Below are 24,185 nucleotides of genomic sequence, written 5' to 3' on the forward strand. Positions count from 1 at the left end.
CCCTCCCCCAGCCCGGTGAAACACCTCGCGGTGTGTCACCCCGCCGGGCCTGGCGGTGGGCCACTGCGCCGGGTGCGGTCCGGGGCCGCTGCCCGCGGGCCACACGGTCCTCGAGGAACGCACCGCAGTTGTACGGGAAGGAACCCTGAGTGCCCGCCGACCAGCCGTCCGACCAGCCGGAGAACACGGTGAGCAGTCCGAGTCGCAGCCGGACGGTCGCCGCCCGTGCCACCGCCTCGACGCAGTCCACCGCCGCGGTGACCGCAGCAGCCAAGAAGGCCCCGGCCAAGAAGGCCCCGGCGAAGAAGGCCGCCGCCCGCAAGCCGACGATCGCCCCCTCCCCGGGCGCCGGCGAGGGCACCGTGCTGACCGCCGTCGCCGGTGACGGCAGCGCCGTCGCCGTCGTCGACGCGGGGCCCGAGGGCCTCAAGCTCGACGAGACCGTCGTCACCGGCAAGGACGGCGTCGCCGTCGCCGAGACCGACGAGGGCGACGAGAAGAGCGGCGACTTCGAGTGGGACGACGAGGAGGAGTCCGAGGCGCTGCGCCAGGCGCGCAAGGACGCCGAGCTCACCGCGTCGGCCGACTCCGTCCGCGCCTACCTCAAGCAGATCGGCAAGGTCGCGCTGCTCACCGCCGAGGAGGAGGTCGACCTCGCCAAGCGGATCGAGGCCGGGCTCTACGGCGCCGAGCGGCTGCGCCAGGTCGAGGAGGAGGGCCAGAAGCTCACCCCGCAGATGCGCCGCGACCTCAACTGGATCGTCCGCGACGGCGAGCGCGCCAAGAACCACCTGCTGGAGGCCAACCTCCGCCTGGTGGTCTCCCTCGCCAAGCGCTACACCGGCCGCGGCATGGCGTTCCTGGACCTGATCCAGGAGGGCAACCTCGGGCTGATCCGCGCGGTCGAGAAGTTCGACTACACCAAGGGCTACAAGTTCTCCACCTACGCCACCTGGTGGATCCGGCAGGCGATCACCCGGGCCATGGCCGACCAGGCCCGCACCATCCGCATCCCGGTGCACATGGTCGAGGTCATCAACAAGCTCGGCCGCATCCAGCGCGAGCTGCTCCAGGACCTGGGCCGCGAGCCCACGCCGGAGGAGCTGGCCAAGGAGATGGACATCACCCCGGACAAGGTGCTGGAGATCCAGCAGTACGCCCGGGAGCCGATCAGCCTGGACCAGACCATCGGCGACGAGGGCGACAGCCAGCTCGGTGACTTCATCGAGGACTCCGAGGCCGTCGTCGCGGTCGACGCGGTGAGCTTCACGCTCATGCAGGACCAGCTCACCAGCGTGCTGCAGACGCTGTCCGAGCGGGAGGCCGGCGTGGTCCGGCTGCGCTTCGGCCTCACCGACGGCCAGCCGCGCACGCTGGACGAGATCGGCCAGGTCTACGGGGTGACCCGGGAGCGGATCCGGCAGATCGAGTCCAAGACGATGTCGAAGCTGCGCCACCCGAGCCGCTCGCAGGTCCTGCGCGACTACCTGGACTGAAGGAACACCTCTCCGCACAGCTTCGCGACGGGACCGTGCAGGGCGGCTTTGCCGGCCCCCCTGCAGGGTCCCGTCGCGAGCTTGCGAGTGATGGGGGGGCAGGGGGGTCCTTCTACCGAATGGGTGACTCGACTGTGTACGACGGCACGTGTCGGGTAGACGGCGTAGCGTGGGCGAGGTCAGAACAGCAGTGGACCCACAGCCGGCCCGGCCGGTGATCGAGCAAGACAGCACGTGCACCACCCGGACCCAGTTCCGAAACCAGTGACGTCCCCTGCTGAACCGCTCCACCGCACCTGTTCGTGTCACGACCGCATCTCTTTCCGCGCGTCGATGCACTTCGGGGGCCGGAACGGGAACACGAGGGGCCATCCTGGCGCTGTGCAGGAGGCCGATCCGCAGTCGCGGGTCCGTGCGGTAGAGAGCGAGTGATGAGCCAGATGACGACCCAGACGCTGACGACGACCCCGCCCACCGAAGATCTCGTCGTTCCCTTCCACTGCGACCGCTGCGGTGCTCTGGCCAAGGTTCGAGTGGTCCTCCCCAGCGGCAGTGACCTCGTCTTCTGCGGGCACCACGCCCGTGAGTACGACAGCAAGCTCCGCGACATCGCCGTCGACATCATCGACACAGACGGCGAGGCGCGCGTCTCCGACTGAAGAGGGCAACTATCGTCGCGCCAGCGATGAAGCCCTCACCCGACGAAGCCGCCGACGCTCCGGACCCGCACCGCGGGAACGGGGAGTCGGCGGCTTCGCCGTTCCCGGGACCGGCCACCGGTCTCCCCCGAGCCGGAGACCGATCCATGCCGCAGGACGCCCCCCGGGACGCCGCCGACACGGTGCGCCTGCAGTCGGACGGCACGATCGGCGGGAACCGCAGCGCGCCGCCGGTGCCGCCGTTGTCCGGCCCCGCCGCGTCCGGGTCCGGCCGGATGGCCGCGCCTACGGCCGACGGACCTGACGCCGAGCCGTCGGACACCCAGCTGATCCCGCCGGTAGCGGACGACACCACGACGGACGACACCACGACGGACGACACCACGACGGACAGCGCCACGACGGCCGCTGACGGCCGTGAGCACTCCGACACCCAGGTGATCGGCCCGGCGCACGACGACCACGCCCCGGCCCCCGACGACGCCCGGCACAGCACACTCCTCGGCGACCACGAGACCGCGGACGGACCTCCCGGACCGCCGTCGGCCGGTGCCCCGCCCGGCGGTCCCTGGTGGCGGCGCCGCGCGGTCCTCCTCCCCGCCGCAGCCGTCCTCGCACTGGGGGCCGCCTACGGCGTCGACCTGCTCGCTGCCGGCGACGACGTCCCGCGCGGCACGGTGGTGGCCGGCCTCGAGCTCGGCGGCCTGTCCCCCGCGGAGGCCTCCGATCGGCTGCAGCGCGACCTCGCGCCCCGGGTCGTCGCCGACCGCCCGCTGGTCGCCGACGACGTGGAGGGGCTGCTGCACCCCCCGGCCGCAGGCATCGCGCTGGACGTGCCGGGCACGGTCGACGCCGTTGAGGACCAGCCGCTCAACCCCTGGACCCGGCTCACCTCGCTGTTCTCCGACCGCACCGTCGACCCGGTGCTGACCGTCGACCGGACCTCGCTGGACGCCCAGGTCGAGCTGCTGGCCACGACGGTGGACCGCGCCCCGGTGGACGCCACGATCACCCTCGAGGGCACCACCCCCTCACTCGTCGAGCCCGTCGAGGGCCGCACGCTGGACCGCGACGGCGCCGTCGCCGCGATCACCGCGGCGGTCTCCTCCACGGCCGACCCGGCGTCCCCGGTCGACCTGCCCGTCGACGTCGCCCCGGTGCGGGTCGGGACGGCCGAGGCCCAGCGCGTGCTGGAGGAGACGGTCACGCCGGCGCTGGCGGCCCCGGTCACCGTGGCGGGCACCGACGGCGCGGACCCCGTCGACGTCCCGGAGACCGCGATCGCCGCCTCGCTGACCTTCAGCCCCGAGGACGACGGCAGCCTGGAGGTCGCGGTCGACCCGGCGGCACTGCAGACCGCCATGGGCGAGGACTTCGCCGCCTTCGGTTCCCCCGCGCAGGACGCCCGCTTCGAGGTGACCGGCGACTCGATCTCGGTCGTCCCCTCGGTCGACGGCCAGGGGATCGACCCCTCCGAACTGGCCGAGCAGCTGCTGCCCGTGCTGGACGACCCCGCCCCCCGCCAGGTCACCGCGACGCTGGGCCCGGTGCCGGCCGACTTCACCACCGAGCATGCGCAGGCGCTGGGCATCACCGAGCAGGTCAGCTCGTTCACCACCAACTTCACGATGTCGCCCAGCGCGACCAACATCCGCGTGATCGCCGAGAAGGTGGACGGCGCCCTGGTCAGGCCCGGTGAGACGTTCAGCCTCAACGACTTCACCGGCCCGCGGGGCACCGCCCAGGGCTACGTCCCGGCCAACGTGATCGAGGGTGGCCAACTGGCGAAGGCGGTCGGCGGCGGCATCAGCCAGTTCGCCACGACCATGTTCAACGCCGTCTTCTTCGCCGGGCTCGAGGACGTGCACCACAAGCCGCACAGCTTCTACATCAGCCGCTACCCCGCCGGTCGCGAGGCCACCGTCTACGACGGGCTCATCGACCTGGTGTGGAAGAACGACACCACCACGGGCATCTACGTGCAGACCCAGTGGGTCTCCGGCGGCTCCATCACGGTCACCTTCTGGGGCACCCCGCACTACGACGTCGAGTCGGTGAGCAGCGCGAAGCGCAACGTCACCGCCCCGGCGGTGCAGGAGAAGCCGGACGACGGCACCTGCATCGCGCAGTCCGGGTCGCAGGGTTTCGACATCACCGTGACCCGGGTGTTCAAGGACCTGGCCACCGGGGCCGAGCTCCGCCGCGAGGACTTCGACACCCACTACGCCGCCGAGGCGGTCATCCACTGCATCCCGCCGGCCGACCCGGCCGCGGGACAGCCGGCCGCCACGAGCACCCCGGCACCGGCCACGCCGGCCGGACGGCGTCCCGGTGCCCGGCCTGCTGACGACGTCCGCGCCCGCGCACGTCGGCGACGCCGCTGAGACCGTCGCCCCCCTCCGGGGCGGTGTCCGCAGGTCAGCAGCGGCCGCCCGGCGGAGCGGCCGTGCACACTGGAGCTGTGGCCTCCGCCGTCCCACGCAGCTCAACGGCGCCCGCCGGTGAGCACACCGAGGGCGCCGACGCCGGACCGCGCGCCGGGGATGCCCCTCCGCAGCCGCGTCCGCAGCCCGCCCGCCGCGGCCGGCTGGGGTGGCTGCCGGCACCGATCCGGGTGCCGTTGCAGGTCCTCGGGGCCAGCCTGGCCAAGGCCTGGTCGGACCGGATCCTCGGGCTGTCGGCGGAGGCGGCCTTCTGGCAGGTCCTGTCGGTCCCCCCGCTGCTGATCGGGCTGCTGGGCTCGCTGGGCTTCCTCGGCGACTGGATCGGCGCGGACAAGGTCGCCGAGATCGAGAACCAGCTGGTCACCGCCTCCGCCGAGGCGCTCACCCCCGGCGTCGTGGCGGACCTGGTGCAGCCGACCCTGGACGACATCCTGAACTCGGGCCGGCTGGACGTCGTCAGCCTGGGCTTCCTGGTGTCGCTGTGGGCCGGTTCCTCGGCGACCGCGACGTTCATCAACACCGGCGTCATCGCCTACGGGCAACGCGACGTGCGCGGGCCGATCGCCACCCGGCTGATGGCGCTGTGGCTGTTCGTCTGCGGCTTGGTGGCCGCCGTCCTCACCCTGCCGCTGCTGGTGCTGGGCCGGGAGACCCTGGTCGACCTGCTGCCCACCGACTGGCAGAGCACCGCGACGATCCTGGTCAACGCGGTGTACTGGCCGCTGGTCGTGGTGGGCCTGGTCCTGGTGCTCACGAGCTTCTACCACGTGATGCTGCCGCGGCGGATCCCCTGGCACCGACACCTGCCGGGGGCCATCTTCGCCGTCGTCTTCTTCGTGGTCGCGGCGACCGTGCTGCGCGGTTACGTCGCCGACATCCTCACCACGGCCCTGCCCTACGGCGCGCTGGCCGCCCCGATCGCGGCCCTGCTGTTCTGCTTCCTGCTGGGCATGGCGCTGCTGCTCGGTGGCGAGCTCAACGCCACGATCGAGACCCGGTGGCCGGCCAAGCGCCGCCGCCACGACGCCCGCCGTCAGGCCCGCCGCGCCGCCAAGATCGAGTTGGAGGCCGAGAAGTTGGGACTCCGCTAGACGAAGGACCCCCGTGCCCCCCGACCCTCGCTCCGCTCGCGCCGGGACCCTGCACAGGGGCCGTCACCGTCCTGGCAGGGTCCGGTGACTCACTTCTTCAGCTGGTTGTAGACCTCCTTGCAGGCCGGGCACACCGGGCTGCCGTGCTTGGGGGTCTTGGTGACCGGGAAGACCTCGCCGCAGAGCGCCTCGACCATGGTGCCCATGACCGCACTCTCGGCGATCTTGTTCTTCTTCACGTAGTGGAAGACCTCGTTGGCGCTGCCGGTGTCGGCGTCGCGGACGTCCGGCCGCTCGAGGATGTCGCTGCTGCTCACGTCTGCTCCCTGGTTCGGGGTGCGGGACCGGTGACCGGTCGCCCGCGGACCGCCCACCATGATGACAGGGTGCAGAACGCCGCTGGCCCACCTGTTGCTACCACCCTGTCCCCCGAGGTCGCCGACGCGCTCGCCGCCGGCCGGCCGGTCGTGGCCCTGGAGAGCACGCTGCTGGCCCACGGCCTGCCCCGCCCGGAGAACCGGGCGGCCGCCGACCAGGTGGAGGACGCCGTCCGGGCCGGCGGCGCGGTGCCGGCGACGATCGCCGTCCTGGACGGTGTCCCGCACGTCGGCCTCACCGCGGCGGAGGTCGACCGGGTCTGCGCCGACCCGGAGCTGGCCAAGCTGGGCGTCCGGGACCTGCCGATCGCCGCCGCGCTGGGCCGCAGCGGCGCCACCACCGTCTCCAGCACCGCGCTGCTGGCCGAGCGCGCCGGGATCGGCGTCTTCGCCACCGGGGGTCTGGGCGGCGTGCACCGGCACGCCAGCGACACCTTCGACGAGTCCGCCGACCTGACCGCGCTCTCCCGCACCTCGCTGGTCGTGGTGTGCGCGGGCGTGAAGTCGATCCTCGACGTCCCGGCCACCCTGGAGCGGCTGGAGTCGCTGTCGGTGACCGTCGTCGGCTACCGCACATGTGCGTTCCCCGGCTTCTACGTCGCCGACTCCGGGTCCTCGGTCGACTGGTCGGTCCAGACCCCGGCCGAGGCGGCCCGGGTGTTCGCCGCGCGCCGCGGGCTGGCGCCCGGGGCGGTCGTCGTGGCCAACCCGCTGCCGGTGGACCAGCAGCTGGACGCCGACCTGCACGACCGGGTGATCGCCGACGCGCTCGCCGCGGCGGACGCCGCCGGGGCCCGCGGGAAGGACGTCACCCCGTTCATCCTCGGCCACCTGCACGAGGCCAGCGCCGGCGCCAGCCTGGAGGTCAACGTGCGGCTGGTGCTCCGCAACGCCGAGCTCGCCGGGCAGATCGCGGCCGAGCTCGCGGCACTCCCCCGCTGACCGGCCGACCGTGACCGGACCGCGGGTCGTCGTCGTCGGCGACGTCTGCACCGACGTGGTCGCCCTGCTGGCCGGGGAGCCGGCGCCGGGCTCCGACCGCCCCGCCGCGATCGTCACCCGCGGCGGCGGCGCCGGTGCGAACGTGGCGGCGCACCTGGCCGCGCTCGGGACGCCGGTGACGCTGGCCGGCTGCGTCGGCGACGACCTCCCCGGCCAGTCGCTGTGCCGGGACCTGGCCGGTGCCGGGGTCACGCTCGCGGTGCGCACCCTGCCCGGCGTCCCGACCGGCACGATCATCAGCCTCGTCGAGCCGGGCGGGGAGCGGAGCATGCTCGCCGACCGGGGCGCCAACCTGGCACTGCGGCCCGACGACGTCCCCGCGCCCCCGGCCAGGGGGCACCTGCACCTGTCCGGCTACACGCTGCTGGCCGACGGACCCCGGGGCGCCGGGCTCGCCGCCCTGGCTGCGGCGCGCGCGGCGGGGTGCACGGTGTCGGTCGACCCGGCGTCCACCGGGCCGCTGGCCGGCTACGGCGTGGAGCGGTGGCTCGCCGACACCGCTGACGCCACCCTGCTGCTGCCCAACGCGGACGAGGCCCGGCTGCTCACCGGTTGCGCCGACCCCGCAGCGGCGGCCCGGGCGCTGGCGGGGCTGCACCCGGTCGTCGTGGTCAGCCTGGGGGCCGAGGGAGCGCTGTGGGCCGCCGGGGACGTGCTGGTGCACCGGGCCGCGCACCCGGCCCAGGTGGTGGACACGACCGGGGCGGGTGACGCCTTCACCGCCGGCGTGCTGTCGGTGTGGGCCCGCTCCGGCGGCCGGCCCGACCCGTCCGCGGCGCTGGAGGCCGGCCTGCAGCGGGCCGCCGCCGTCGTGGGACGGGCGGGGGCCCGCTGAGGGTCACATGTCGATGACGCGGGCCTTGCTGCTGCTGCCCGACTCCAGGATCCGGTCGGGTGCCGGCGGCCGGTAGCGGTTGGGGTCCAGGTGCTTCTTCGGCGGCCGGTCGTTGGCCATGACCACCGCGATCCAGGGCAGCACCGTGCCGAGGACGGCGAAGACCGCCATCAGCCACAGCGAGTACTGCGCGGTGAGCGCAGCGAGGACCAGACTCCCGCCGCGGATCGCCATGGTGATCGAGTAGCGCTTCTTGCGGGCTGCGTGCTGGTCGGCCTGACTCGGCTCTGCCTCGGTGATGAGCAGGGGCTCGCGTCGGTCGGACCGGCTCGAGGACTGGCTGGATGCCACGGTCGCCCTTCCCTGGACTGGCCGGGGGATGGGCGGCGGTGGTCGGTTCTCGATGGTGCGACCGGCCCCGGAGCCCCCGGCTCCTGCGACCCATCGTGCCACTCGATCGTGCGCCATGCAGGTGCCCGGCGCACCGTTCTCGCGGGGTCGTCGGCCTGCGGTCGGGTCAGGCCTGCTGGGCTGCCTTCGCGTCCTTGGCAGCCTGCTTGAGCTGCTGTTTGGTGGCCCGCACCTCGGCCAGCGACGCCGGGCCGGTGATGTCGGCGACCGAGCGGCGCGAGCCCTCCCGGCCGTAGTCCCCCGCCGCCTCGCGCCAGCCGGGTGGCGTGACGCCGTACTGCTTGCCGAGCAGCGCGAGGAAGATCCTCGACTTCTGCGCCCCGAAGCCGGGCAGCTCGCCCAGCCGGCGGAGCAGGGTCGCGCCGTCGGGGACGTCGCTCCACAGCGCGTCGGCGCGGCCGTCGTAGCCATGCATGGCCGGCGCCGCGGCGGCCGCGTGCCACCGCCTGACGCCGGCGGCATCTCGCTGTGGACCACCGGTTGCCTGGGCTTCGCAGCTCCTCATCAAGGCCTCACTCGGATGCAGCGCGTGCGCCGGCCGCCTTGCCCGCCGCTGCTCACATCCGAGCTGGCGCCCGCACCCCGGAGCCACCGTGCCGACGCGGTCACCTGCGTCAGATCCGATTCGCGGACAAGGAACACCGGCACCCGGTGTCACCACGGGACCCGGGACAGCGCCTCCTCCGGCGAGAGCACCAGCTGTTGTGAGGAGCGCCGATGCCGAGCCACGCCCAAGAGCCACTTCCGGTCGACGCGTTCAACGTCGTCGAGCCGGGCAATCACCGGCAGTTCAGCGCAACAGCCTCGACCGGAGCGAGTGACCCGGACCGGCAGTCTGACCGCCGCCATGCCCGTGAGGCTCTCCTCGCCGTCTACGGCGGAGACCCCCACCGGCTGCTGACCGACCTGGCCGACCACCTCGGCGCCAGCGTGGCCTACGTCGACCGGCCCACCATCGAGGCCCACCTGGAACGGCCGCTCTCTTCCGCCGAGTGGTCGGCCAGCGTCTCCCAGATCACCGCGATGGCCTTCGACCAGCACGTCGGAGACGCCGGCACGATCCGCACCGATTGGATCGAGGAGGTACTGCGCCGAGCCGGCGTTCCCGGCCGCACCCGGGTGGTTAGCCCCTCGTCGTTATGGCCACGTCACCGGCGATGACGGTCACCCGAAGCTGCTCGAGCTGCGGCTACACCGCCAGCTACGCCAGCGCCCCGCTCGCCGATGCGCATCATCCCCGGCACTCCTGCGACAAGCACCGACTGGCCGCCGACCGAGCCGCTCGTCGAGCCGTCCGAGCCCGAACGCGAGCGAGTCGCGAGTGCACCCATGCCAATGGCCATCACGTGCATGGCACCAGGGCCGCATACGTCAGAGATCAATGCCGCTGCACCGACTGCACCGCCGCCAACACCGCTGTCTCCCGCCTGGCCAACCGCGAGCGCACCCACGGCCGCTGGCAGCCCTACGTCGACGCCCGCCCCGTCCATGAGCACATCACCGCCTTGCGGGCAGCCGGCATCGGCGTCAAGCGCATCGCCCACCTCGCCGACATGGCCCTCAGCCACATTCGCGAGCTCGCCGACCCCGCCCTCAACAACTCGACCATGACGCGCCGGGTCCGTCCCACCACGGCCGCCCGGATCCTGATCATCGACATGGACGACGCCAACCGCGCCTCCACCAGCCGTGTCGAAGCCACCGGCACCCACCGCCGCGTGCAGGCGCTCATCGCCGCCGGCTGGGCTCCTGAGCTCCTGGCCGCCCCACTCGGTCGCCGGTCGACCAGCCTCAAGCGCAGCATGACGAGCCCGTCGGTCACCGCACGCACCGCTCAGGACGTCGCCGACCTCTACGAACGGCTGGAGAACACCCCACCACCACGAGCGACCGGCGAGGAGCGAGCCGCCGCAAACGCTGCCCGAGCCCATGCCGCCGCCCGAGGCTGGAAGCCACCGCTGGCCTGGGACGACATCGACACTGACCCCACGCCCCACCCGATGGCCGGCACTCCCCCTGCGGACGACGTCGACCCGATAGCCGTCGAACGAGCAGTGACCGGCCACGGCATCCGCTACGACGACCTCACGTTCGCCGAACAGCAGGAAGTCATCCACCGGCTCACCGCCCGCGGCAGATCGATCCGCGACATCGCCACTCAGCTCGCCACCACCAAACGCACCGTCTCCCGGCGTCGGGCATCCGTTGGCCCGTAGCGAACCCCAATGACTGCTCGCAGTACGCCGGGGTAGTCCTGGCGCCCTCGACGGTGGGACTGCAGTAGCTGACCCACGAAACCCTTGACCCCCCAGCTACCTGCCCCGGGTCCGCGGTCATGCGTGGTTGTCCTGTTCGTGCAGTTCAAAGGCTCGAGGTGTCCGTCGCCGTCCGTCGCGGTACGCCGTCGTCCGGGCCGCTTTGCTGTACCGGTTGCTGTACTCCTGCCCGGTCGGGCAGGTGCTTCCCCGAGCCGGCGCCCGAGCAGGAACTGCTCCGACCCTTCACCGGCTGCCCGCTCCAACGTCCCAGTCAGGGGCTCGTGGAGAACGCCATCAGCCGGAGTGTCTCGGGCAGCGCCCGGAGCGAGGTCAGCAGGGCGGAGGGCATGTCCTGGTTGACGTCGGTGATGACGTAGCCGAGTTCCCCGCGGGTGGCCAGCACCTGACCGTCGACGTTGAGACCGTGCTCGCCGACCAGAGCGTCGACGCGCGCGAGAACGCCGAGCACGTTGCGGTGCAGCAGCGCGAACCGGGCCGCCGACGACCCGTGAAGGGCCACCGCGGGCAGGTTCACGCTGAGCGTCGTCGCCCCGGTGACGGTGTAGTCGGCCAGCTTGCCCGCGACGAACCGGCCGATGTCGTACTGAGCTTCCTGGGTCGACCCGCCGACGTGCGGGGTGAGGATGACGTTGGGCAGTCCGCGAAGCACGGAGCTGAACTGGTCGCCCTGCTCCCTCGGCTCGTCGGGGAACACGTCGATGGCCGCGCCGGCGATGTGGCCGCTCTCGATGTGGTCGCGCAGCGCCTCGTGGTCGACCACGAACCCACGGGAGAGGTTGAGGAACAGGCTGCGCCGGCGCATCCGGACGAACTGCTCCGCGCCGAAGAGCCCCGCGTTGCCGCCCCGGCCGTCGACGTGCAACGTCACCGTCTCCGCGCGCTCGAGCAACTCCTCCAGGCTGCCGCAGGCCTCGGCGTTGCCCAGCGCGAGCTTGTCCTCCAGGTCGTAGAACAGCACCCGCATGCCCAAGGCCTCGGCGACGACCGACAACTGGCTGCCGATGTTGCCGTACCCGACGATGCCCAGGGTCCGGCCCCGGATCTCATGGCTGCCGGTCGCCGACTTGTCCCAGATCCCCGCGTGCAGCGCGCGGTCCCGATCGCTCAGCCTCCGGGCCAGGCTGATGATCTCCGCGATCGCCAGTTCCACGACGCTTCGGGTGTTGGAGTACGGCGCGTTGAACACCGCCACCCCGGACTCCGCCGCCGCGACCAGGTCGATCTGGTTGGTGCCGATGCAGAACGCGCCGACCGCTGCCAGCTCCGGGTGGCCCTCAACGGCGGCGCGGGTGACCTGCGTCTTGGACCGGATGCCCAGCAGGTGGACCCCGTCCAGTGCAGCAGTCAGGTCCGCCTCGTCCAGCGCTCCCCGCAGCGACTCCACCTCGTACCCGGCCGCAGACAGCGACTCCACCGCCACCGGGTCGATGTTCTCCAGCAGCAGGGCCTTGGGCATGTCGGGCAGTCTCCTCAAGTCATGCGGTCCTGCTGATGCTCGCAGTCACGCGTGTGGCCCGTCGATGCCGCGAGCAGGTCGGCTTCCTGCAGTACATGGGGTACCCGCGGCGCTCGGGCTGGCGCCCGACGGCGATCGCGCCTGGACGGCCCTCGTCCCGCAGGGCGACCACGGTGGCGCGCTCGTGGGCGAGCCCAGCCGATCGCAGTGTCACGTCCGGCTGGTCGTGACGCACAGCGGTGTCGTCGCCCCCTTCACCTGCGGCCGGGTGGACGAGGATGGCGACGCCGTCGTCGGCGGAGGCCCGACGGCGCTTGCGCTACGGAGGAACGTCGTCCTGGTTCGAGCTGGAATCCGCCTGGGCCCGGGCGGCATTGCACGTCCCCGGGTCGCTGCCGGAGGTCCAGGCCGCGTGCTTGACAACCCATGGTCTCTGGAACACCGCCGAGTCATCCAACCGAACGCGATAGCGCGCTTCCTCGGTGCGCTGATCGCCCAGTCGAACCCGCCTTGCCGGCGCGCCTCGGGGACGGGTGTGCCATTGGCCGCGAAGGGCGGACTGTGCCCGGCTTGCGCGGCGACCTGCGGTCGCGGACGGTTGCCGACGTGGACGCCTTCCGCGGGATGGGGATGCCTGGCATCCCCGGGCTCGGCGACGTGCTGTCGCTGCTGCAAGAGCAACCGAGGCACTCGCCCAACTGCCGCGCACACTCGCCGACCTCAATCGGACGATCCAGGAGCTGACGGAGGTCACCACGAGAGCCCGGGACACGATCGAGTCGGCTCAGCGGACAACCGAACGTCTTGAAGGGCTGGTCGAGGAGCTTCAGCAGCCGGTACGGGCTCTGAGGCCGGGATTGGAGCGGGTCGGCAGGGTTCTCAACGACCCCGCCGTCGACACCGTGCCCGACACGCTGCGGCGCATCCACGATGACCTGATGCCGCTGGTCTCGGGGCTGCGCGGCACTCAGGCCCGAGTCGGGTCGGTGACCGGAGTGCTGCTTCGCCGCCTGCGGCCCGAGCACGTGGACGACCTCGACCGCTGACCGCCGTGAAGCCCACTGGCGTGGCCTGTGACGGCTGTTGCCTGATCCTCGAGTTCGGCCAGGACCCGAGCGCTGCGGTGGTCGCCCCGAGCTGCTGAGCGAGCCGGTCGAGCCCCCTGCGCGCGTGGAAACCGCTGATGGGCCGCCGTGAGATCGGCCTTCACCCCGCGTGGGCTGCCCTCGTCGCTTGATGGGAAGCCCTCGTGAAAGGCCAGTCGGCCTGGCTCCCGCCAGCCGGGAACAGCGACGGGTTGGTCTGCTCCGCTGGCGGTTCCCCGCCCATCGCTGACGGTTCAGCGCTGGGCGCTCAGGATCCGCATCAGGTCGGAGGGCGTCACCGCGGTGACCCGCTCTGCCGCCACCCGTGTCGGACCGTGACGACTCCTTCGGTCAGCCAGCGATCCGCTGGCACTCCAAGCACCGAGGCACGCCCCAGACCATCTGCCAGTCCAGGTGCGCCAGAGCGGTGACCAGAACACCGCACACGGATTCCTCGAGCCCGTCCACGACGGGCTTGGCGACTGCATGGGCGAGGTTGACCACCCGGTTGACGTTTCGTCCCGCATGAAGCGGATCGCGCTCCACGGAAGCAACGTGGGTCCCCGTCACGTACAAGCTGGCCGCCATGCACCCAGGCTCGCTGCGCCTGATGTCCGCGACATGTCAGGACCGGTGCCGATGACGCAGTGTCATTGGCTGACTACGCTACGCCCTCGGATTGGACTGCCTCGAGGCTGGCCGACCGTGCAGCACGTCAATCTGCTGACGCGCCGAGCTCTCCCCACGCACGACGGTCACCGGCGGCGCGGTATCCGGCGGTTTCCGCGGGCGGCGCTGTTCCGTCTCCCGTCGCACTCACCGGCGCACCGTAGCTTGCTGACGCGGACCAAAGCCTGACCGCAATCAGCAGGAGGGGCGCATACAGCAGTGCACTCCGGCCTCGTACGCAGTGTCGCCCGGGGTGCGGGCGCTGCCGAACACGCTCACCGCCCGCGGCAGGTCGGCGAGCAGCCCGAAGCCCTACACGAAACTCGGCCAAGGACTCACGCTGGAGCTTCGTCCCCGCACGGGTGACGTCAGCCCCGCCCGTCGCTCAGGGGCCGACGCCGCGCGGTCACCTTCCGGTCCACTGGGGTGCCGAGTTGCATCCCTGGGGCCGGGAGCGCCAGCGTCTCAGTCCCGACACGAGGATTCGCGGCCCTGTCACGGGCGGTGTCGACACCCACGGGCAGACCCATCACGCGGCGGTGATCGACTCGGTGGACCCCAGACGTCGACCCAGACGCCGGTGCCTTAGTAGACGCCCGACCCGCGGGCCAGGAACCCGCCTCGGCTAGGTGACGCGCAGCGCCGGGTCGAGATACCAGGGGCACAAGCAGCGCGTTGACCGACCGCTCAGGGAGCGCGCACCGGCGTCCAACGCCCCGGTGGGTTCCACCCGATCGGAGCGTGCGGCCGACTGTGCAACGGCAAGCAGATTGGGCCGCTGGACCGGCTGACCGCCCGGGTGTTCGACGCGTCGGGCGGGCATCTGACGATTCGGTTCACCGACCGGGAGCCTGTGACGGGCACCGGTACCGGTTCCTCGACAGGTGCACGAAGGCGGCCCCGGCGAGGAGCTCGCTGACCCGAACAAGAACGGCGTCCTCCGCGGACTTGCCTTGCCGATCACCGGTCCCGTGGCACCCGGCCAGGCGGCTCGGGCGGCGTCTCAGGCCTCATCAGAGGATGTACAGCATCTCCTGGTAGGTGGGCAGCGGCCACAGGTCGTCGGCGACGACGCCCTCGAGCTGGTCGGCGGCGGCCCGTACGGCAGCCATCGCCGGGAGCAGGGCGTCCTGCGCGTGCTGCGCCTCCTCCAGCGCCGAGGCCCCGGCGTCGCCGGCCAACGCCGTCCGCAGCGCTACCAGCGCCGAGCGCAACTCGGTCAGTGGCGTGCTGATCTCCGCCATCACCGACAGGTCGGGGTCCACCCCGGCCGCCCTGAGCGCGCCGAGGTTCTGCGCGACCTCGGTCTGGTGCCGGACAGCGGCCGGCAGCACCGACGTCGTCCCGATCTCGTACGTCAGCCGGGCCTCCACCCCGACGCTGAGCGCATAGTGCTCCAGTCCGATCTCGTAGCGGCTGTGCATCTCCCGGTGGCTGAAGACCTCGTACGTGCTGAACAGGTCCATCGCGGAGTCGCTGATCAGCTCGGGCAGCGCGTCCAGTGTGGTGCGCAGGTTCGGCAGCCCGCGGGCGGCCGCCTCGACCTGCCAGTCCTCGGAGTACCCGTCGCCGTTGAAGACGACGGCGCCGTGGTCGGTGATGATCGCCTCCAGCAGCTTCTGCACAGCGGCGTTGAACTCCGTGCCCGCCGCCACCGCCGTCTCCAGCTGCGTGGCGATGTGATCCAGCGCCTCGGCCATGATCGTGTTGAGCGTCACCATCGGGCCGGCCACCGACTGCATCGACCCGGGCGCGCGGAACTCGAACCGGTTGCCGGTGAAGGCGAACGGGCTGGTCCGGTTGCGGTCACCGGGGTCGGTCGGGAGCACCGGGAGAGTGTCGACGCCGATCATCAGCGTCCCCTTCTCCTTCGACGACGTCGCCCCGCCCTTGGCCACCTGATCGAAGACGTCGGCCAGCTGGTCGCCCAAGAAGATCGAGATGATCGCCGGCGGCGCCTCGTTGGCGCCGAGCCGGTGGTCGTTGCTGGCCGAGGCGACCGAGGCGCGCAGCAACCCACCGTACTTGTGCACCGCGCGGATCACCGCTGCGCAGAAGACCAGGAACTGCGCGTTCTCGTGCGGGGTGTCACCTGGCAGCAGCAGGTTGCCCTCGGTGGCGTTGCCGAGGGAGAAGTTGACGTGCTTGCCCGAGCCGTTGATCCCCTCGAACGGCTTCTCGTGGAACAGGCACTCCATGCCGTGCTTCTGCGCGATCCGCTTGAACGTCGTCATCAGCAGCTGCTGGTGGTCCGCGGCCACGTTGGCGCGCTCGAACATCGGCGCGATCTCGAACTGCCCGGGGGCGACCTCGTTGTGCCGGGTCTTGGCCGGGATGCCCAGCTTGAACAGCTCCCGCTCGGTGTCGAGCATGTAGCCGAGCACCCGCTCGGGGATGGCGCCGAAGTAGTGGTCGTCGAACTCCTGGCCCTTGGGCGGCTTGGCGCCGAACAGTGTGCGGCCGGCGTTGAGCAGGTCCGGCCGGCCCAGGAAGAAGTGCCGGTCGACCAGGAAGTACTCCTGCTCGGCGCCGCAGAAGGAGACCACCGCATCTGGGTCGGCGTGCCCGAACAGCCGCAGCACCCGTTCGGCGTGCCTGGCCATCGACTGCTGGGAGCGCAGCAGCGGCGTCTTGTGGTCCAGCGCGTCGCCGTTCATCGAGACGAAGACGGTGGGGATGCACAGTGTGTTGCCGTTCGGGCTCTCCAGCACGTACGCCGGGCTGGTCACGTCCCAGCCGGTGTAGCCACGGGCCTCGAAGGTGTTGCGCAGACCACCGCTGGGGAAGCTGGAGGCGTCCGGCTCGCCCTGGGTGAGCGTCTTGCCGGCGAACTCGGCCAGCGCCGAGCCGTCGCCGGCCGGCTCCAGGAAGCTGTCGTGCTTCTCCGCGGTCAGCCCGGTCAGCGGGTAGAAGACGTGCGCGTAGTGCGTGGCGCCCTTCTCCATCGCCCAGTCCTTCATCGCCGAGGCAACGGCGTCGGCGACCAGCGGGTCCAGCGGTGCGGCATGGTCGATGGTGGCGACGACGGACCGGTACACCGACTTGGGCAGCCGTTTCTGCATCACCGCCTTGCTGAACACGTTGGCGCCGAAGACCTCGCCGGGCGCCTCCCCCGCGGTGAAGCTGACCGCCGGCGGCACGTAGGCCTCGACGTCCTTGATGGCCTGCAGACGGACGGCGTTACCGCTCACGGCGACTCCCTCAGGACGGCGGTGCGTTCGCGGGAATCCCCGCAGGACCCCGACGTCACCAACCTAGGAAGGGCGCACACCGGATGAGTTTCGCGCCGGTGAACACTGGACCCACGATGGGCGCGGCCAGTGCCTCGCGCTCGAGACAGTGATCGGCGCTCACGTCCAAATACTTCTCGCCAGGCGACCCGAACGCGTTCGGTCCCGAGCACGCAATTGGTGGTGCGGTGTCGTGTTACACCTTCGTTACACCGGCGTGTCGACGTGGCCGTCAGGTAAGTCTCCGACAATGCAGACGGACTGGCGGAACCAACTCGAGCTCTTTTCTCTGGGCACGTGCATGCGAGCGTCCCTGGTGTACGAGCTGGTCGCCCAACGTGTGGCCGGTGAACCGGTTGACGTCACGACGGCGGCGCTGCGATCCGCTGCCCGCGCGGAGGGCCTGGACATCCACCACCCGTGGATCGAGGCGGCCGCGCAGCAGATGAGCCTGGAGAGAAGCCCGGCACTTTCCTGACCGCTGTTCGGCGTCACCGTCCCAGGCGGCCTGCCGCAGGACCTCGGCCGCGGTTGGGCTGTCTGCCGGCCGCGAGGTACCCCTTCAGCTCGCGTCCGCCGGCCGTCGCAAACGGAGCACCGCACGCCCGGGCGCCTCGTTCATGGCGGTGATCAACTGCGAATACCCCCGCAGACGGAGGCCGCCAGGCCGTCCACACCGGCCGGGCTGCCGCTCGGACGATGCCGCCGATCGCGTCCCCGCCGTGGCCGCGTCGTCTCCGGGCAGCGAGGTGACGGTGAAGGTGAAGAACGAGCAGCAGGAGGTCTCGGCGTCGGCCAGCCGCTGCACCCGCTCGGGCAGGCCCGCGTCACCGGCCAGCAGCAGCCGAGCTCCAACGGTGGCGCCGGCCGGGCGCTCCACCGCGGTGAACAGGTCGTCGAACTCCGCCATCCGCAGCGGCTGGTCGGCCGTGGGCAGCGTGCAGGCGTCGACCGGCACCCAGTCGGCGGGGGCAGGGCCGGAGCGGGAAGCGGTCAGCGGCAAGTCGATGCGCAGACGGTAAGCCCGTACCCGGGTACGGGATGCAACCCCGCGCGCGGCCCACCCGGACGGGCGACGGCTGCGCCGATCGGAGCGGTGGGGCGGCCCGGCTCACGCAGCGGCGGCGCGGCGCGTCCCGGTGAGCGCTGAGGGTGCGCAGCTGGTGCAGCCGGGCGGTGGCCGCCCGGGCGGCGAGCGGAGCGCCGCCGGTGCAGTAGGCGCGGAGGTGACGGCCGAGACGGCGTCGGGCGCACGGCGGCGAGATTTTCCAGCACCGCGGCGGCGACGTCGTGGATGGGGGTGGTCGGCTCTGTCGCGAACCGCGCGATAGGCGTGCAAGGAATCCGCCGCTAGCGTGTAACCGGGCGGCGCTCGACTGCCTCCATCGCGTCCTGATGGCGGGCGGGATCTGCTCGCCGCAACGGGCGAGCTGCGTCGAAAGCGAGCGACGTCCGGTCGACCGCGTCAGGTGCCGGTCGTCGTGGGGTCGCCTGCGGTGTCGCCCTGGGCCGCCTCCACGGCGGCGGACTGGGTCGTGTCAGCGGTTCCCGGCTTCCCGCGGCGACCGAGCGCCATCGTGGCGAACGCGGTGCCGACGCCGGTGGCCAGCGCGCCCAGCGCCCAGGCCGGACCGGTGCGCTCGATGCCCAGCGCCCGGTCGAGCGACAGGTCCCCGGGGCCGGTCTCGGTCAACGCCGTCAGCGCGCCGATCAGGACGGCGTTGTACTCCCAGCCGCCGTTGGCCGCCCACGGGCCGTTGGGCAGGTGCACCTTGCGGATGGCCGTGGTCATCACCCCGGTCAGTGCGGCCGACGCCAACGGGGTCGCCAGGCCGGCGGCAAGCATCAGCCCGCCTGCGGTTTCCGTCGTCCCGGCGACTGCGGCGTGCAGTTTCGCCGGACGCATCTCGAGGGCCTCCATCATCCCTGCGGTGCCGGCGGGGCCGGGGCCGCCGAACCAGCCAAAGAGCTTCTGCGTGCCGTGCCCGATGAACAGGCCCCCGATGAGGGCTCGCGCCGCCAGTCGCCCGATGCTCATGCCGTTCTCCTCCGTCGGAGTTGATCCCGATCGGTGGATGCCCGGCTGCGCTGCGGTGCATGCCTCTGATCGGAGTCGGTGCAGCGACGGCCTGGGCGGGTGGGTGGCGCAGGACGCCGGCGGGGCCGGCGGGGCTCCCGCCGACGGCGGTGTGATCCTCACTGTCAGGCGGCGGCGGACTCGGCGGGGGCGGGCTGCATGGGCAGCAGTAGCCGGTTCAGCGGCAGCCGATCGCGGGCGGCGGTCTCCCGGCTGGCGAACGGCTCCGCGAGCTGCGCCGTGTCATCCCGACGGCCGACGGCCAGCACCACCAGCGGCGTGACCTCGCCGGGCGCGGCCAGGAGTGCGGCGACCCGGTCCCGGTCGAAGCCGCCGAGCTGGTGCACGGCCAGGCCCTCGTGCTGGGCCTGCACCGTCAGGTGCGCCACCGCCTGCCCGGTGTCGTACACCGCCCACGGCCGGGCCGCGCCGTCCGGGCCGACCGTCTCGGCCGCGGCGACGATCAGCGCGGAGGCGGCGTGCGCCCACGCCCGGTTGCCCGGCGCCAGCCCGTCCAGCACGGCGGCGTACTCAGCGCTGCCTCGAAGTGCGACGGCGAACCGCCACGGCTGGGTGTTGGACGCACTCGGCGCCCAGCGGGCGGCCTCGAGCAGCGCGTTGAGCTGGTCGGCCGTGAGGTCGTGCCGAGCGTCGAGGGCGCGCGGGCTCCACCGCTCGGCCAGCAGCGGGTGCAGCGGCGCAGCGGTGGTCGCGGCCTTCGAGATGGGCGAGGTCGTCGCAGTCATGGCGTCCGTTCCGTGGGTCGGCCGACGAGCGGCAGGTCGAGGGCGTGCCAAACAGAAGGTGATTGACGACTTAACCATTTCCCGCTCGTGGGTGACGCCGGGCACGGACGCCTCGGAGCGGCCCGGCGCCCGCGCCGCGGCCCGTCGGAGCGCGTAGGGCACGGTTGCCACGGCGGCTGCCCCTTCCACGCCGTGAGCGCTGATGAACGACTCACGCCCGGCGGTGGCCAGCGGGACCGGCAGCTGGGCCTGGGCAGAGGACCCTCGGTCGCGATCTCCGGCCAGGCCCTCGTCCCCGCCGATCCGCTGTGCGCCTCCGCCCAGAAGCCGGGCGCATCCGGGTGAACGACCATCGGTCGTCGCGTCAGGGAGATCCGGAGCTCACGCTTGCTGTCTGGGTGCCGACTCGCCCCACTGGCTGCCAAGAGGGTTGCTGCGCTCCCCTCGCGGTCGCTGCAGCACCGGCGCCCCGGCGTGACAGCGGCTACGGTCGCGACATCTCGAACTGCTCAGAGGCGCCCGGCGAGGGCGACGGCGCCTTTGGATGCGACAGGCGGGGGCGAGCGTGAGCGTGGACAGCGGCGGTTCGGTGGGGCTGATGCCGGCGGCCTTCTTCGGGCACGGCAATCCGATGAATGCGCTCGAGGTGAACCGCTACACCGCCGCGTAGCGTGCCTTCGGCGAGGCCGTGCCGCGGCCCCGCGCGATCCTCGTGGTCAGCGCGCACTGGTACATCAACGCCACCGCCGTCACGGCGATGCCGCGACCGCGCACGATCCACGACTTCTACGGCTTCCCGCCGCAACTGTTCGACGTGCAGTACCCGGCGCCGGGGCTGCCGGCGCTGGCCGAGGAGGTCAGCGACGTCGTCCATCCGACGTGGGTCGGCGCGGACGTCGACAGCTGGGGCATCGACCACGGGACCTGGTCGGTGCTCGTGCACGCGTTCCCGGACGCCTCCATCCCCGTCGTGCAGCTGAGCATCAACGCCGACTAGAGCTCGGACTACCACCTCGAGCTCGGGGCGAAGCTCGCGCCGCTGCGCGAGCGCGGCGTCCTGGTGGTGGCCAGCGGCAACGTGGTGCACAACCTGCGCGGGATGAACTGGTCGCTGGCCGATGACGGCTACGACTGGGCCCAGCGCTTCGACGAGGACGCCAAGCAGCGCATGCTCACTGCCCCGACCGAGTTCGCGGCGCTGGACGCGCACGCCGACTACCGCAGTGCCGTGCCAACACCGGACCACTTCATCCCCGCGCTGTACCTGGCCGGGCTCGCCGGCGCGGCCGGCGACGAGTCTGCCGCCGTGCTGGTCGACGGGTACGCGTACGGCTCGTTGTCGATGACGGCGTACACGCTGGGCCTCGACTGCGGGCAGACCCCCGAGTCGGGTGGCGCGCCGCAGGCTCCGCCCGGGCTGCCGCCGGACGGCTCCAACATCTGAGCGGGCAACGCACGCGCCGACGGGCCGGTCCACCCGTCGACCCACCGGCGCGGTCGCATGTCGAGCTCGGCATACCCGGGAGCTGGCCGCCGCCGCAGGCCGCCGCTCGACCGGGCAACTGACCCGCACCCCCGTCACGCGTAGCGACGTCGCCAGCAGCGGCGGCGGCGATGGAGCGCGCAGCTTAGGGCGCAGCCGGGAACGGGACCGCGGTCTGCGGAGCCGCGGCGACGCCGGGAGCGCGCCCGGCGGCGAGGCGGATGGCGGCGACGGCCTTATCGGGCGGGCGGGCGGTGCGGGGCGGCCGTTGCCGCGGCCACGACCTGACCCGTGAGGCGGGACCGAGGATGTCGCGGTCAGCCGTCGGCGGGCTGCTCCCGCGTCGGGGAACCCGGCGCCGCGTCGTAGCGGGTGTAAGTCGCGGCCATCGACCCGGTCGGGTCGAGTCGGGCGAGGGGGGCGTCGCCGATCGCGGCGAGCTGGTCGATCTGCTCGTCGCTGAGCGCGTCGATGACGTGGTGCCGCACGGTGGCGACGTGCCCGGGCGCCGCCTGCTCTACCTTCGCCCAGCCTGTGGCGGTGAGCCGGGCGTTGGTCGCCCGGCGGTCCTCGGGGCAGGGGAAGCGCTCGACCAGCGCCCGGGCCTCCAGGCGGCTGCCCACGTGTGAGAGCCGGGGCAGGGTGGCGTTGGTCTGCCGGGCCAGCTCGGTCATCCGCAGCGTCCGGCCAGGCGCCTCCGACAGCATCGCCAGGACGTAGTACTCGAACTCGGTCACGTCGGAGTCCCGGCGCAGCTGCGCGTCCAGCGCACCGGGAAGCAGCTCGAGCACCCAGCGGAGGCGGACCTACGCGCGCAGCTGGGGTCCGTCGAGCGGACTCCCTTCCTGCACTGCTGGGGTCGCGCGGGTCCAGACAGCTGCACTCGTGGCACGTCCCCTCACCTCGGCACGACTGGCGCGCCCTTGAGGGGGGCGAACTGCGCGGCGGTCTGACGTGCCCGGTGAGCGCTGTCGCGCCCCCACCGATCGGTGATCGGCTCGGGGGGCCACGCTCGGCCGCTCCACCATCCGCCGCCGGTTAGCACCGGTCGACGCTGCCCGCCAGCCAGGCGACGGTGCGGCTTGCGCTCGGCGTTGTGTCCGGTTGTTTCCATGACAGCTCCAAGTGGTTGAGCCGGGGGAGGGTCGTGGGAGGGCACAGCGGCCCAGGGACGACGGGCGTCCGGAGTGGCGGCAGCTACGACGTCTCGAGCGGGTGGGCCGGCTGGCGCGGCCGCCAGGTGTGACCGCGCCAGCCGGGTAGTGCCGCAGGACGTGCGGTACAGCTAGGCGTCGACGAGCTTGCTGTCGGTGCGGTCAGCGGCCGGGCTGGCGGCGGGCTTCTGCAGCAGCACGGCGGCGAGGACCGCACCGACGGCGGCGATGCCGGCGGCGCCGAGCAGAGCGGCGGAGAACCCGTTGGTGAGCTCGGCCAGGTTGCCGGCCTCGTCGGCGCCGAACGCAGCTGCGACCGCGGTCATCGCGGCCAGGCCCAGCGCGGAACCGATCTGGTAGCTGGTGTTGACGATCCCGGCGGCCAGGCCGCCCTCCTCCGGCGCCGCAGACGACAGCGCGGTACCGAGCGAGGGGATGAACGCCATCGCCATGCCGGCCGCGGTCACCAGCGACGCAGGCAGCACGTCTACGACGAAGCTGCCGTCGGCGTCGATGAACGACAGCCACACCAGACCAGCGGCCAGCGTCGCGAGACCCGAGACGGTCATCGCGTTCGGGCCGAAACGGGCGATGAGCCTGGGGGCGACCGCGACCATCCCGATCATGATCGTGACGGTCAGCGGCAGCAGCGCGGCGCCGGACGCGAACGCACCCAGGCCGAGGATCTGCTGCAGGTACAGGTTCACGAAGAAGAACATCGGGATCCAGGCGGCTCCGAGGAGCAACTGTGCGACGTTGGCAGCGGCGAGGTTCGGTGCGCGGAAGATGCCCAGACGCATCAGCGGCTGACGGAGCTTGGCCTGCAGCGCGACGAACACACCCAGGAGCGCGAGGCCGCCGAGGCCGGCAAGGAGCGTGCTGGCGGACGTCCAGCCGGCCTCCGGGGCGCGGACGATCGCGAAGACGACCGCGCCGAGGCCGAGCGTGGCGGTGGTTGCACCGGCGAGGTCGAGCGAGCCGCGGCCGGTCTTCCCGACGGGCATGACCGAACGGGTCAGCAGCAGGACGACAGCGGCGACCGGGAGGTTGATGAAGAACACCCATGGCCACGACGCGTATTCGGTCAGGACGCCGCCGAGGAAGACGCCGGCGGTGCCGCCTGCAGGTGCGGCTGCGCCGTACAGGGCGAGGGCCTTCGGGAGCTCGTTGCTGCCGCCGAACACCTGGAACAGCAGGGTGAGCGCGGCCGGGGCGATGAGCGCTGAGCCGGCGCCCTGGATCGCGCGGCCAGTCAGCTCGACCGCGACGCCGTCGGCCAGGCCGGCGACGAGCGAACCGACACCGAGGATCGCCCAGCCCGTGGCGAAGATCCGGCGGGCGCCGAACAGGTCGGACAGCCGCCCGCCGAGCAGCAGCAGACCGCCGAACAAGATCACGTAGGTGTTGAACACCCAACTAAGGTCCTGCGGGTCGAAGCCGAGATCCGCCTGGATCTTCGGCAAGGCAACGCCGATGATCGAAGTGTCCATGATGACCATGAACTGAGCGGCGGCGATGAGCGCGAGAGCGAGCCAGCGCCGGCTGCTCGTCGAACTCGCCGCGGGTGCGGTGGTTGTCATGACGGTTCCTGTCTTCCGCGAAGGACAGCCGGCGGTGGCTGTCGAGACGCAGACTCGTAAGACCCTCTGTCCTGCCGCTGTCCTCGCTCTGTCGTCCTCGCCACGGCACAC

General features: G+C 72.2%; 21 protein-coding genes and 1 pseudogene. 11 read left to right on the forward strand and 11 right to left on the reverse strand.

Annotation, left to right across the window (positions count from 1 at the left end):
- Positions 1 to 188 precede the first annotated feature (188 nt).
- The 4 genes from FHL80_RS10545 to FHL80_RS10560 all read left to right on the forward strand — a co-directional run bounded on the left by FHL80_RS10545 (position 189) and on the right by FHL80_RS10560 (position 5,690).
- Positions 189 to 1,496, forward strand: a complete 1,308-nt coding sequence (locus FHL80_RS10545; RefSeq protein WP_439331090.1) for an RNA polymerase sigma factor — start codon at positions 189 to 191, stop codon at positions 1,494 to 1,496.
- Positions 1,497 to 1,927: 431 nt separating this feature from the next.
- Positions 1,928 to 2,155: a DUF7455 domain-containing protein gene (locus FHL80_RS10550; protein WP_216870603.1), complete on the forward strand. Its 228-nt coding sequence runs from the start codon at positions 1,928 to 1,930 to the stop codon at positions 2,153 to 2,155.
- Positions 2,156 to 2,301: 146 nt separating this feature from the next.
- The gene (locus FHL80_RS10555) at positions 2,302 to 4,539 is read left to right on the forward strand and encodes a VanW family protein (protein ID WP_138733380.1); all 2,238 of its coding nucleotides are present in this window, start codon (positions 2,302 to 2,304) and stop codon (positions 4,537 to 4,539) included.
- A 77-nt stretch (positions 4,540 to 4,616) separates the two neighbouring features.
- Positions 4,617 to 5,690, forward strand: coding sequence for a YihY/virulence factor BrkB family protein (locus FHL80_RS10560; protein ID WP_138733381.1), 1,074 nt, complete (start codon positions 4,617 to 4,619; stop codon positions 5,688 to 5,690).
- 89 nt (positions 5,691 to 5,779) lie between these two features.
- Here the strand turns inward: FHL80_RS10560 and FHL80_RS10565 are convergent, their stop codons facing one another.
- On the reverse strand, positions 5,780 to 6,007 hold the full coding sequence (locus tag FHL80_RS10565; protein WP_216870604.1) for a DUF3039 domain-containing protein: 228 nt from the start codon (positions 6,005 to 6,007) through the stop codon (positions 5,780 to 5,782).
- Between the two features lie 69 nt (positions 6,008 to 6,076).
- Between FHL80_RS10565 and FHL80_RS10570 the strand changes: the two genes are divergently transcribed.
- Both FHL80_RS10570 and FHL80_RS10575 read left to right on the forward strand, forming a co-directional pair.
- Positions 6,077 to 7,009, forward strand: coding sequence for a pseudouridine-5'-phosphate glycosidase (locus tag FHL80_RS10570; RefSeq protein ID WP_216870605.1), 933 nt, complete (start codon positions 6,077 to 6,079; stop codon positions 7,007 to 7,009).
- Between the two features lie 10 nt (positions 7,010 to 7,019).
- Positions 7,020 to 7,904 carry a carbohydrate kinase family protein gene (locus tag FHL80_RS10575; RefSeq protein WP_138733383.1) on the forward strand — a complete coding sequence of 295 codons (885 nt, stop codon included), beginning with the start codon at positions 7,020 to 7,022 and terminating at the stop codon, positions 7,902 to 7,904.
- A gap of 3 nt (positions 7,905 to 7,907) precedes the next feature.
- On the opposite strand, the gene FHL80_RS10580 is transcribed toward FHL80_RS10575, so the two are convergent.
- Together FHL80_RS10580 and FHL80_RS10585 are read right to left on the reverse strand one after the other, a co-directional pair.
- Positions 7,908 to 8,255 (reverse strand): DUF3099 domain-containing protein, encoded by a 348-nt coding sequence (locus tag FHL80_RS10580; RefSeq protein ID WP_138733384.1) that lies wholly within the window; start codon positions 8,253 to 8,255, stop codon positions 7,908 to 7,910.
- 166 nt (positions 8,256 to 8,421) lie between these two features.
- The gene (locus FHL80_RS10585) at positions 8,422 to 8,730 is read right to left on the reverse strand and encodes an HhH-GPD-type base excision DNA repair protein (protein WP_246078598.1); all 309 of its coding nucleotides are present in this window, start codon (positions 8,728 to 8,730) and stop codon (positions 8,422 to 8,424) included.
- Between the two features lie 302 nt (positions 8,731 to 9,032).
- On the opposite strand from FHL80_RS10585, the gene FHL80_RS10590 reads away from it, so the two are divergent.
- A complete protein-coding gene (locus tag FHL80_RS10590; RefSeq protein WP_138733385.1) occupies positions 9,033 to 9,476 on the forward strand; it encodes a hypothetical protein in 444 nt (147 codons plus the stop codon).
- A complete protein-coding gene (locus tag FHL80_RS10595; RefSeq protein ID WP_138733386.1) occupies positions 9,473 to 10,531 on the forward strand; it encodes a helix-turn-helix domain-containing protein in 1,059 nt (352 codons plus the stop codon). Before FHL80_RS10590 ends, FHL80_RS10595 begins: the two co-directional genes overlap by 4 nt.
- A gap of 313 nt (positions 10,532 to 10,844) precedes the next feature.
- Here FHL80_RS10595 and serA read toward each other — a convergent pair whose 3' ends face one another.
- A complete protein-coding gene (gene serA / locus FHL80_RS10600; protein WP_138733387.1) occupies positions 10,845 to 12,050 on the reverse strand; it encodes a phosphoglycerate dehydrogenase in 1,206 nt (401 codons plus the stop codon).
- A gap of 902 nt (positions 12,051 to 12,952) precedes the next feature.
- On the opposite strand from serA, the gene FHL80_RS26230 reads away from it, so the two are divergent.
- The gene (locus FHL80_RS26230; protein ID WP_246078599.1) at positions 12,953 to 13,096 is read left to right on the forward strand and encodes a hypothetical protein; all 144 of its coding nucleotides are present in this window, start codon (positions 12,953 to 12,955) and stop codon (positions 13,094 to 13,096) included.
- Between the two features lie 390 nt (positions 13,097 to 13,486).
- On the opposite strand, the gene FHL80_RS10610 is transcribed toward FHL80_RS26230, so the two are convergent.
- Both FHL80_RS10610 and FHL80_RS10620 read right to left on the reverse strand, forming a co-directional pair.
- The gene (locus FHL80_RS10610) at positions 13,487 to 13,723 is read right to left on the reverse strand and encodes a hypothetical protein (RefSeq protein WP_138733388.1); all 237 of its coding nucleotides are present in this window, start codon (positions 13,721 to 13,723) and stop codon (positions 13,487 to 13,489) included.
- Positions 13,724 to 14,817: 1,094 nt separating this feature from the next.
- On the reverse strand, positions 14,818 to 16,995 hold the full coding sequence (locus FHL80_RS10620; protein WP_138733389.1) for a glutamine synthetase III family protein: 2,178 nt from the start codon (positions 16,993 to 16,995) through the stop codon (positions 14,818 to 14,820).
- A gap of 355 nt (positions 16,996 to 17,350) precedes the next feature.
- On the opposite strand from FHL80_RS10620, the gene FHL80_RS25460 reads away from it, so the two are divergent.
- Positions 17,351 to 17,512 carry a hypothetical protein gene (locus tag FHL80_RS25460; protein ID WP_216870606.1) on the forward strand — a complete coding sequence of 54 codons (162 nt, stop codon included), beginning with the start codon at positions 17,351 to 17,353 and terminating at the stop codon, positions 17,510 to 17,512.
- A gap of 84 nt (positions 17,513 to 17,596) precedes the next feature.
- On the opposite strand, the gene FHL80_RS10625 is transcribed toward FHL80_RS25460, so the two are convergent.
- The 3 genes from FHL80_RS10625 to FHL80_RS10635 form a co-directional block, all read right to left on the reverse strand.
- Positions 17,597 to 18,037: a hypothetical protein gene (locus tag FHL80_RS10625; RefSeq protein WP_138733390.1), complete on the reverse strand. Its 441-nt coding sequence runs from the start codon at positions 18,035 to 18,037 to the stop codon at positions 17,597 to 17,599.
- Positions 18,038 to 18,499: 462 nt separating this feature from the next.
- A complete protein-coding gene (locus FHL80_RS10630; RefSeq protein ID WP_138733391.1) occupies positions 18,500 to 19,072 on the reverse strand; it encodes a DoxX family protein in 573 nt (190 codons plus the stop codon).
- Between the two features lie 164 nt (positions 19,073 to 19,236).
- Positions 19,237 to 19,857, reverse strand: coding sequence for a nitroreductase family protein (locus FHL80_RS10635; protein WP_138733392.1), 621 nt, complete (start codon positions 19,855 to 19,857; stop codon positions 19,237 to 19,239).
- Positions 19,858 to 20,545: 688 nt separating this feature from the next.
- Between FHL80_RS10635 and ygiD the strand changes: the two are divergent.
- Positions 20,546 to 21,301, forward strand: a pseudogene (gene ygiD / locus FHL80_RS10640) (4,5-DOPA-extradiol-dioxygenase).
- Between the two features lie 356 nt (positions 21,302 to 21,657).
- Here the strand turns inward: ygiD and FHL80_RS10645 are convergent.
- A complete protein-coding gene (locus tag FHL80_RS10645; protein WP_216870607.1) occupies positions 21,658 to 22,131 on the reverse strand; it encodes a MarR family winged helix-turn-helix transcriptional regulator in 474 nt (157 codons plus the stop codon).
- Between the two features lie 494 nt (positions 22,132 to 22,625).
- A complete protein-coding gene (locus FHL80_RS10650; protein ID WP_138733393.1) occupies positions 22,626 to 24,074 on the reverse strand; it encodes an MFS transporter in 1,449 nt (482 codons plus the stop codon).
- Positions 24,075 to 24,185 lie beyond the last annotated feature (111 nt).

This window comes from Modestobacter excelsi, assembly GCF_005930495.1.
Taxonomy (GTDB): Bacteria; Actinomycetota; Actinomycetes; order Mycobacteriales; family Geodermatophilaceae; genus Modestobacter; species Modestobacter excelsi.